General features: G+C 63.9%; 1 protein-coding gene. It reads left to right on the forward strand.

The features are described 5' to 3' along the window. Nucleotides 1-19: 19 nt before the first annotated feature. On the forward strand, nt 20-1,175 hold a 1,156-nt coding region (locus NB3_RS33745), incomplete at its 3' end, for a condensation domain-containing protein (protein ID WP_244892188.1).

Genomic DNA, 1,175 nt, shown 5'->3' on the forward strand with positions numbered 1-1,175 from the left:
CGAGGAGTTGTCTTTGCCGGTGGATCGTCCCCGCCCCGCGGTGGCCTCCCACCACGGCGCCACCACCACCCACACCCTCGACACCGAACTCGTCACCGCACTACACACCCTCGCACACCACCACGACTGCTCGGTGTTCATGGTCATCCACGCCAGCCTCGCAGTCCTCCTCGCCCGCCTCAGCAACAGCACCGACATCCCCATCGGCACCCCCATCGCCGGACGCGGCGACCCCGCCCTCGACGACCTCATCGGCATGTTCGTCAACACCCTCGTCCTCCGCACCCACATCAACCCCCACGAACCCTTCACCGACCTGCTCACCCGCACCAAAAACACCGACCTGCAAGCCTTCCAACACGCCGACATCCCCTTCGAACAACTCGTCGACCACCTCACCCCCCACCGCACCCGCTCCCACCACCCCCTCTTCCAAACACTGCTCGCCTTCCAAAACCTCGACCAACCCCACCTCCACCTCCCCCACCTCGACATCACCCCCACCCAACCACCCACCCCCACCGCACGATTCGACCTACAAATCATCCTCACCGACAACCACAACGGCGAGATCACCACCACCATCACCTACGCCACCGACCTCTACAACCCCACCACCATCCACACCCTCACCCACCGATGGCTGCGCATCCTGCACGCCATCACCACCAACCCCACCCAACCCATCGCCACCATCGACATCCTCGACCCCACCGAAAAAACCGACCTCCTCACCCGCACCGGACCACCACCCACACCACCCACCACACTGCCCGACCTCCTCACCACCACCGCCCACAACCACCCCCACAACACCGCCATCATCCACAACAACCACCACATCACCTACCAACAACTCGACCAACGCTCCAACCACCTCGCCCACCAACTCCTCCACCACCACATCGGCCCCGAAGACACCGTCGCCATCGCCATCCCCCGCTCCCCCGAAACCATCATCGCCATCTGGGCCATCACCAAAACCGGCGCCGCCTTCCTCCCCATCGACCCCACACACCCCACCCAACGAATCACCCACATCACCACCAACTCCCACACCACCATCGGCCTCACCACCACCCCCACACACCCACACCTACCCCACACCATCAACTGGCTCACCATCGACAACGACAACACCCCACCCACCACCACACCCATCACCGACAAAGACC

The sequence above is a fragment of the Nocardia beijingensis NBRC 16342 genome (genome assembly GCF_001612785.1).
GTDB classification, from domain to species: Bacteria; Actinomycetota; Actinomycetes; order Mycobacteriales; family Mycobacteriaceae; genus Nocardia; species Nocardia beijingensis.